General features: G+C 60.6%; 6 protein-coding genes and 1 tRNA gene. 6 read left to right on the plus strand and 1 reads right to left on the minus strand.

Annotated elements, in window-relative coordinates; translation table 11 throughout:
- Nucleotides 1–24: 24 nt before the first annotated feature.
- Nucleotides 25–807 carry a 3-hydroxybutyrate dehydrogenase gene (locus AC3WUT_RS06725; RefSeq protein WP_492346306.1) on the minus strand — a complete coding sequence of 261 codons (783 nt, stop codon included), beginning with the start codon at nucleotides 805–807 and terminating at the stop codon, nucleotides 25–27.
- 72 nt (nucleotides 808–879) lie between these two features.
- Here AC3WUT_RS06725 and AC3WUT_RS06730 point away from each other — a divergent pair, with 72 nt between their 5' ends.
- The 6 genes from AC3WUT_RS06730 to AC3WUT_RS06755 all read left to right on the plus strand — a co-directional run.
- The gene (locus AC3WUT_RS06730; RefSeq protein ID WP_492346307.1) at nucleotides 880–1,800 is read left to right on the plus strand and encodes an alpha/beta fold hydrolase; all 921 of its coding nucleotides are present in this window, start codon (nucleotides 880–882) and stop codon (nucleotides 1,798–1,800) included.
- A 5-nt stretch (nucleotides 1,801–1,805) separates the two neighbouring features.
- A complete protein-coding gene (locus tag AC3WUT_RS06735; protein ID WP_492346308.1) occupies nucleotides 1,806–4,019 on the plus strand; it encodes a RelA/SpoT family protein in 2,214 nt (737 codons plus the stop codon).
- 84 nt (nucleotides 4,020–4,103) lie between these two features.
- Nucleotides 4,104–4,180: transfer RNA gene (locus tag AC3WUT_RS06740), tRNA-Val, on the plus strand.
- A 311-nt stretch (nucleotides 4,181–4,491) separates the two neighbouring features.
- Nucleotides 4,492–5,022 carry a polyhydroxyalkanoate synthesis repressor PhaR gene (phaR, locus tag AC3WUT_RS06745; protein ID WP_492346309.1) on the plus strand — a complete coding sequence of 177 codons (531 nt, stop codon included), beginning with the start codon at nucleotides 4,492–4,494 and terminating at the stop codon, nucleotides 5,020–5,022.
- Between the two features lie 75 nt (nucleotides 5,023–5,097).
- Nucleotides 5,098–6,510 (plus strand): 30S ribosomal protein S12 methylthiotransferase RimO, encoded by a 1,413-nt coding sequence (gene rimO / locus AC3WUT_RS06750; RefSeq protein WP_492346310.1) that lies wholly within the window; start codon nucleotides 5,098–5,100, stop codon nucleotides 6,508–6,510.
- The coding region (locus tag AC3WUT_RS06755; protein ID WP_492346311.1) for a hypothetical protein at nucleotides 6,485–6,672 on the plus strand (188 nt) is incomplete at its 3' end. The genes rimO and AC3WUT_RS06755, both read left to right, overlap by 26 nt.

Below are 6,672 nucleotides of genomic sequence, written 5' to 3' on the forward strand. Positions count from 1 at the left end.
ATCCCAGGGAGTGGTTGATGCAGGTTACTGAGCTGTCCAGCCGCCGTCCATGTTCCAGGCCACGCCGCGCACGTTGTTGCCGGCGGGGGAGCAGAAGAACACGGCCAGCTCACCCAATTCCTCGGGCGTGGTGAACTGCATCGAGGGTTCTTTTTCACCCAGCAGGGCGCGCGTGGCCTGCTCGTTGGTCCATTGGTTGGCGGCCGCCTTGGCATCGACCTGCTTCTGCACCAGCGGGGTGAGCACCCAGCCTGGGCAGATGGCATTGCAGGTGATGCCGCTGGTGGCGTTTTCGAGGGCCGTGACCTTGGTCAGACCCACGACCCCATGTTTGGCGGCCACGTAGGCCGATTTCTCGGCTGAGCCGACCAGGCCGTGCACCGAGGCGACGTTGATGATGCGGCCCCAGTTCTTGGTTTTCATGCCGGGCAGGGCCAGGCGGGTGGCATGGAACGCGCTGGACAGGTTGATGGCCAGGATGGCGTCCCACTTCTCGACGGGAAAATCCTCCACCCGGGCCACGTGCTGAATGCCCGCGTTGTTGACCAGGATGTCGACGCCGCCAAAACGGGTGTTCGCGAATTCGATCATGTCGGCGATCTCGGCAGGCTTGCTCATGTCTGCGCCGTGGAAGGCCACCTGCACGCCATGGGCTTTGCCGGCTTCTGCCACTTCGGCCTGAGGCGCCGAGGCGTCGCCAAAACCATTCAGGATCAGGTTGGCGCCCTGGCGGGCCAGCGCCTTCGCGATGCCCAGACCGATGCCGCTGGTGGAGCCGGTCACAAGAGCTGTCTTGCCATTCAACATGAGGAATCTCCAGATCAATTAGGATGCAGTGAACAAAGATTATCGAGCCGAGAACTGGCCCTGGAAGGCACCATGAATGATCCTACGCTGAACTACGTAAGCTGTCCGGACGCCGATGGCGGGCACCGCATGGCCTATTGGGCTTGGGGTGATGCACAGGCCGCGCACGTGATTGTTTGCGTGCATGGTCTTTCGAGACAGGGGCGCGACTTCGATGTGCTGGCACAGGATTTGGTGGCCCGCGCCGGGCACCCTGTGCGGGTGATCTGCCCTGACGTGGTCGGCCGTGGCCACAGCGATCGGCTGAGCAACCCGGCCCATTACCAGATCCCGCAGTACGCGGCGGACATGATGGCCTTGCTGGCGCAGTTGCAGCAGCAGGCACCGATCGCGATCCTGGACTGGGTCGGCACCAGCATGGGCGGCCTGATCGGCATGGTTTTGGCAGGGCAGCCTGGCTTGCCCCTGCCGCAGCCTGTGCGTCGTCTGGTGCTCAATGATGTGGGGCCGGTGATCCAATGGAGTGCCTTGCAACGCATCGGCGCGTACCTGGGGCAGCCCGTGCAGTTTGCCGATGAAAAGCAGGCGGCTGCGGCGCTTTGGTTGATTTCCTCGGGTTTCGGGCCCCACACGCCCGAACAATGGCTCGCGCTGACCCGTCCCATGCTGCGTGAGTTGCCAGGCGGTGGCCTGGGTTTGCACTACGACCCGGCAATTGCCGTGCCCTTTCGCGCCTTGCAGGAAGAAGACGCGCAGCGCGGCGAGGCGGCACTGTGGCAGCTGTATGACCAGATCCAGGCCCAGACGCTGTTGCTGCGTGGGGCTCAGTCCGATCTGCTGTCACCGATGACCGCCCAGGCCATGGGCGAGCGCGGGCCCCGTGCGCGGGTGGTGGAGCTACCGGGCATCGGGCACGCGCCGACGCTGATTGCAGAGGATCAGCGTGATACGCTCGTCGCCTTCATTTTTGCTGCTGAAGCACCGCTTTCCTGATTCTGATGACCCCTCCGCCGGTGGAGCCTGTGGGCTCGCCTTATCGTTCTGAGCCGGTGGCGCCGCTGATTGCAGCGACCGCCCGAGATTTGCAGGGGCAGGCCGACATCCTGGCCCGGGCCCGCGCGTTTGCAGAACCTTTTCTGGTTGATCAGGTGCTGGTCTCGGGCGAGAGCACCCTCGCTCATGCCGACGCCGAGGCGGCCATCCTGCGCATGATCGGCGGCTCGGAGGCCATGCAGGCCGCCACTTACCTTGTCTACACCTGTGAGCACCTGAACAAGCCGCAGGAGGTGCTGAGCAAGGTGTTTGGTGACCAGTTCGCCACGCTGGCCGTTGAAACCACCCAGTTGATCCGCATCCAGCAGCAGGCCCGTGCGGCGCAGCAACTGCTGGATGATCCTGCTGTGCAGCATGAGAACGTGCGCAAGATGCTGCTCGCCTTCTCGCGGGATCTTCGTGTGGTCCTGCTGCGCCTGGCCTCACGCCTGCAGACGTTGCGGTACTACGCTGCCTCGAAACAGCCGATTCCGCCCAGCCTGGCCCGAGAGTCGCTGCACGTTTTTGCCCCGCTGGCCAACCGGCTGGGCATCTGGCAGATCAAGTGGGAGCTGGAAGACCTGGCCTTTCGGTTCATCGAGCCCGATACCTACCGGGAGGTGGCGCGCCTTCTGGATGAAAAGCGTGCCGAGCGCGAGGCATCGATGGCCGCGTTGCGCCTGAGTCTCGAGTCGGAGCTGCAGACCCAGGGCATCCGGGCCAGTGTGCAGGGTCGCCCCAAGCACATCTATAGCATCGTCAAGAAGATGCGTGGCAAGGGCCTGGGGTTCGAGCAGGTGTTCGATCTGCGGGCGCTGCGTGTGATCGTGTCCTCGATCAAGGACTGCTACACCGTGCTGGGCTGGGTGCATGACCGCTTCACGCCCGTTGATGCCGAGTTTGATGACTACATCGCCAAGCCCAAGCCCAACGGCTATCAGTCCCTGCACACGGTGGTGCGCGATGAGGCTGGCAAGGCGATCGAGATCCAGATCCGAACCCAGGCCATGCACGACCACGCAGAGCACGGCGTGGCCGCTCACTGGGCCTATAAAGAAGCCGGAACCAAGGGCTATGCCGGGGTGTCGGCCAGCAGCGAGTACGACGCCAAGATCGCCGTGCTGCGGCAGTTGCTGGCCTGGGAGCGCGACCTGTCGGGCACCCAGCCCAGTGGTGGGCTGTTTGAAGATCGCATCTATGTGCTGACACCCAATGCCGCCATCGTCGAGCTGCCCCAGGGGGGCACGCCGGTCGATTTTGCCTACGCGGTGCACACCGACGTGGGGCACCGGTGTCGCGGCGCCCGCATCGACGGCGCCATGGTGCCCTTGAACACCTCGTTGCAAAACGGTCAGACGGTTGAGATCGTGGCTGCCAAGGAGGGCGGGCCGTCGCGGGATTGGTTGAATGCCGAACTCGGCTTCTTGAACAGCAACCGCGCCCGCGCCAAGGTGCGGGCCTGGTTCAACGCTCAGATCACGCATGAGACCATCGCCCGAGGGCGCGAAGCCGTCGAGAAGCTGCTGCAGCGCGAAGGCAAGACGGCGATCAAATTGGTCGACCTGGCGTCGCAGTTGGGGTTCAAGTCAGCCGATGCCTTGTTCGAGGTGGTGGGCAAGGATGAGTTCTCGCTGCGCAACATCGAGAACCTGCTGCGCCCGCCTGAACCGGTGCTGGAGCCCGATGATTACCTGCTGCTGAAGAAATCGCGCAACGTTGAAAAGGCCCCCAAGGGCGGTGTGCTGGTGGTGGGGATTGATTCATTGATGACCCAACTGGCCAAGTGCTGCAAGCCCGCACCACCGGATGCCATCGGTGGCTTTGTGACCCGGGGCAAGGGCGTCAGTGTGCATCGGCTTGATTGCAGCAACTTCCGTGAAATGGCTGCACGCAGTTCTGAGCGGGTCATTGAGGTGGAGTGGGGGCGGGCCAAGGGCGAGGACCTGGCTCGGTATCCGGTCGATGTGGCCGTCGAGGCGGCCGATCGACAAGGGTTGCTGCGCGACATTTCAGAAGTCTTCGCCCGCGAGAAGACCAATGTGATTGGTGTGCAGACGCAGTCCGTCAAAGGAACAGCCTGGATGACTTTTACGGTGGAGGTCTCGGATTCGGCGCGCCTGAGCAAGGTGTTGTCGCTGGTGGCTTCAGTCCCAGGAGTGAGGTGGGCCAAGCGCCGTTGAGTTGAAGCGGGAATTTCAACTTTTTTGTGTTTTTTCTAAAAACAGGAAATTTCAGCTGTATACTCTACATTCTCGAATACAGACAGGCGCGTAGCTCAGCTGGTTAGAGCACCACCTTGACATGGTGGGGGTCGTTGGTTCGAGTCCAATCGCGCCTACCAGTTTATCCGAGCGAAGATAACCAGACTTCGCAACATCGGTAAACTGACCCGGAAGCCCAAGAGCTTCCAAACTTGAAAAGCCACCCAATGGGTGGCTTTTTCTTTTTCTGCTTTCGATTTGATCTGCATTCTCGCTGCGTTGCGCTGTGGCGGTGCTGCAGCATTGGGTCGGGAAAGATTGTCTTTGTTCGTGGCGTTCGGGTTGACAATAGACGGTCAGGGTAAACCTTGGCTGTCGCCTCGGGTGTGCTCCCTAGAATGTGACGATCCCATCGATATTTCGGTCTGTCCAGGATCGAGGAGCCTCATACGTGCAAAGCAAGAAAGCAGCCGCCAAACCGTCTCAGCGGATCATCAAGAAGTACCCGAATCGGCGCCTGTACGATACCGACACCTCCACCTACATCACTTTGGCTGAGGTGCGTCAGTTGGTGATGGACAGCGAATCGTTTGTGGTTCGCGATGCGAAGACGAATGATGATCTGACGCGAAGCATCCTTTTGCAGATCATCCTCGAGGAGGAGGCGGGTGGCGCCCCCATGTTCACGGAGGCGGTGTTGTCCAGCATCATCCGTTTCTATGGGCATGCCATGCAGGGCTTCATGGGTTCTTACATCGAAAAGAACATCCAGGCCTTCTCTGACATGCAGACCCAGTTGACGGCTCAATCCAAGAGTATTTCGCCGGAGATGTGGGCGCAATTCATGAGCATGCAGTCGCCCGTGCTGCAGAGCATGATGGGTGGGTACACCGAGCAGTCCAAATCTCTGCTCACTCAGATGCAGGAGCAGATGCAGAAGCAGACCGAGCAGATGCTGGGGGCTTTTGGTCTGAAGCGCTGAGTTTTTTCGAGGCCTGGGTGGCGGGTATTGCGCTGGCCCTGGCCTGTTGTCGGCAAGAACTGGGACAATACGCCGATGAGTGAAGTTCTTGTTCCCCCCTCTCCCGCCGGTTCGGCCCAGCCAGTCCCCCGTGTTGGGTTCGTCAGTCTTGGGTGTCCCAAGGCGTTGACCGACTCCGAATTGATCCTGACCCAGCTCAGTGCAGAGGGTTATCAGACCTCCAAAACCTTTGAGGGTGCCGATATCGTCATCGTCAATACCTGTGGATTCATCGATGACGCCGTCAAGGAGAGTCTCGACACAATTGGCGAGGCTTTGGCTGAGAACGGCAAGGTGATCGTCACGGGTTGCTTGGGGGCCAAGCAGGCTCAGGGTGGGGAGAATCTGGTGCGCCAAATGCACCCGAGCGTGCTGGCGGTCACGGGGCCTCACGCCACTCAGGAGGTGATGGATGCAGTGCATCAGCATCTGCCCAAACCCCACGATCCTTTCATTGATCTGGTGCCCAATGCCTTTGGGGAGGCAGGCATCAAGCTGACCCCGCGTCACTATGCGTATTTGAAGATCAGCGAAGGCTGCAATCACCGTTGCACTTTCTGCATCATTCCGTCCATGCGTGGCGATCTGGTTTCGCGCCCTGTCGGTGATGTGTTGAAAGAGGCTCGCGCCCTTTTCGAGGGGGGGGTGAAAGAACTCCTGGTGATCAGCCAAGACACGTCTGCCTATGGTGTTGATGTCAAGTACCGCACTGGGTTCTGGGATGGCAAGCCGGTCAAGACCCGCATGCTGGAGCTGGTGCAGGCCTTGAGTGAGTTGGCTGAGCCGCACGGCGCCTGGGTTCGTCTTCACTATGTCTATCCCTATCCCAGCGTGGATGAGATCCTGCCTTTGATGGCGGCAGGTCGGGTGTTGCCGTATCTGGATGTGCCGTTCCAGCACAGCCATCCGGAGGTGTTGAGGCGAATGAAGCGTCCGGCCAGTGGCGAAAAAAACCTGGAGCGCATTCAGCGTTGGCGCGAGATCTGTCCGGAGTTGGTGATCCGCAGCACTTTCATTGCTGGCTTTCCTGGCGAGACGGAAGAAGAGTTTCAGCACCTGCTCGATTTTGTTCGCGAAGCTCAGATTGATCGCGCTGGTTGCTTTGCGTACAGCCCGGTTGAGGGTGCTGCAGCCAACGATATCCCGGGGATGTTGCCGCCTGAAGTGAGGGAGGAGCGTCGTGCTCGGTTCATGGCGGTGGCTGAGGAGGTATCGATCCAGCGCCTACAGCGCCGTGTCGGGGCCACCATGCAGGTGTTGGTGGATTCTGCTCCGGCCATGGGGCGCCGTGGTGGGGTGGGGCGCAGTTATGCGGACGCGCCCGAGATTGATGGTGTGGTGCGTCTGTTGCCGCCCGAGAAGATCAGCAAGACACTGAAAGTGGGTGAGTTCACTCGGGCTCGCATTGTGGCTGCCGAAGGGCATGACCTGGTCGCACTGCCGATCTGAAGCCGAAACGCCGAACTCTTTTCGGCTTCATGGTATCGCCCTGGGCATTGCATGGTGCCCGGGGCTTTTTTGTGGGTCGACTATTTTTGATTTTGAACTGAAAAACAAAAAAGCCGCTGAAACAGCGGCTCTTTGCTTATATTTATCGAAGACTGGTGCCCA

The organism is Curvibacter sp. EU05-FHT14A10 (assembly GCF_058791075.1).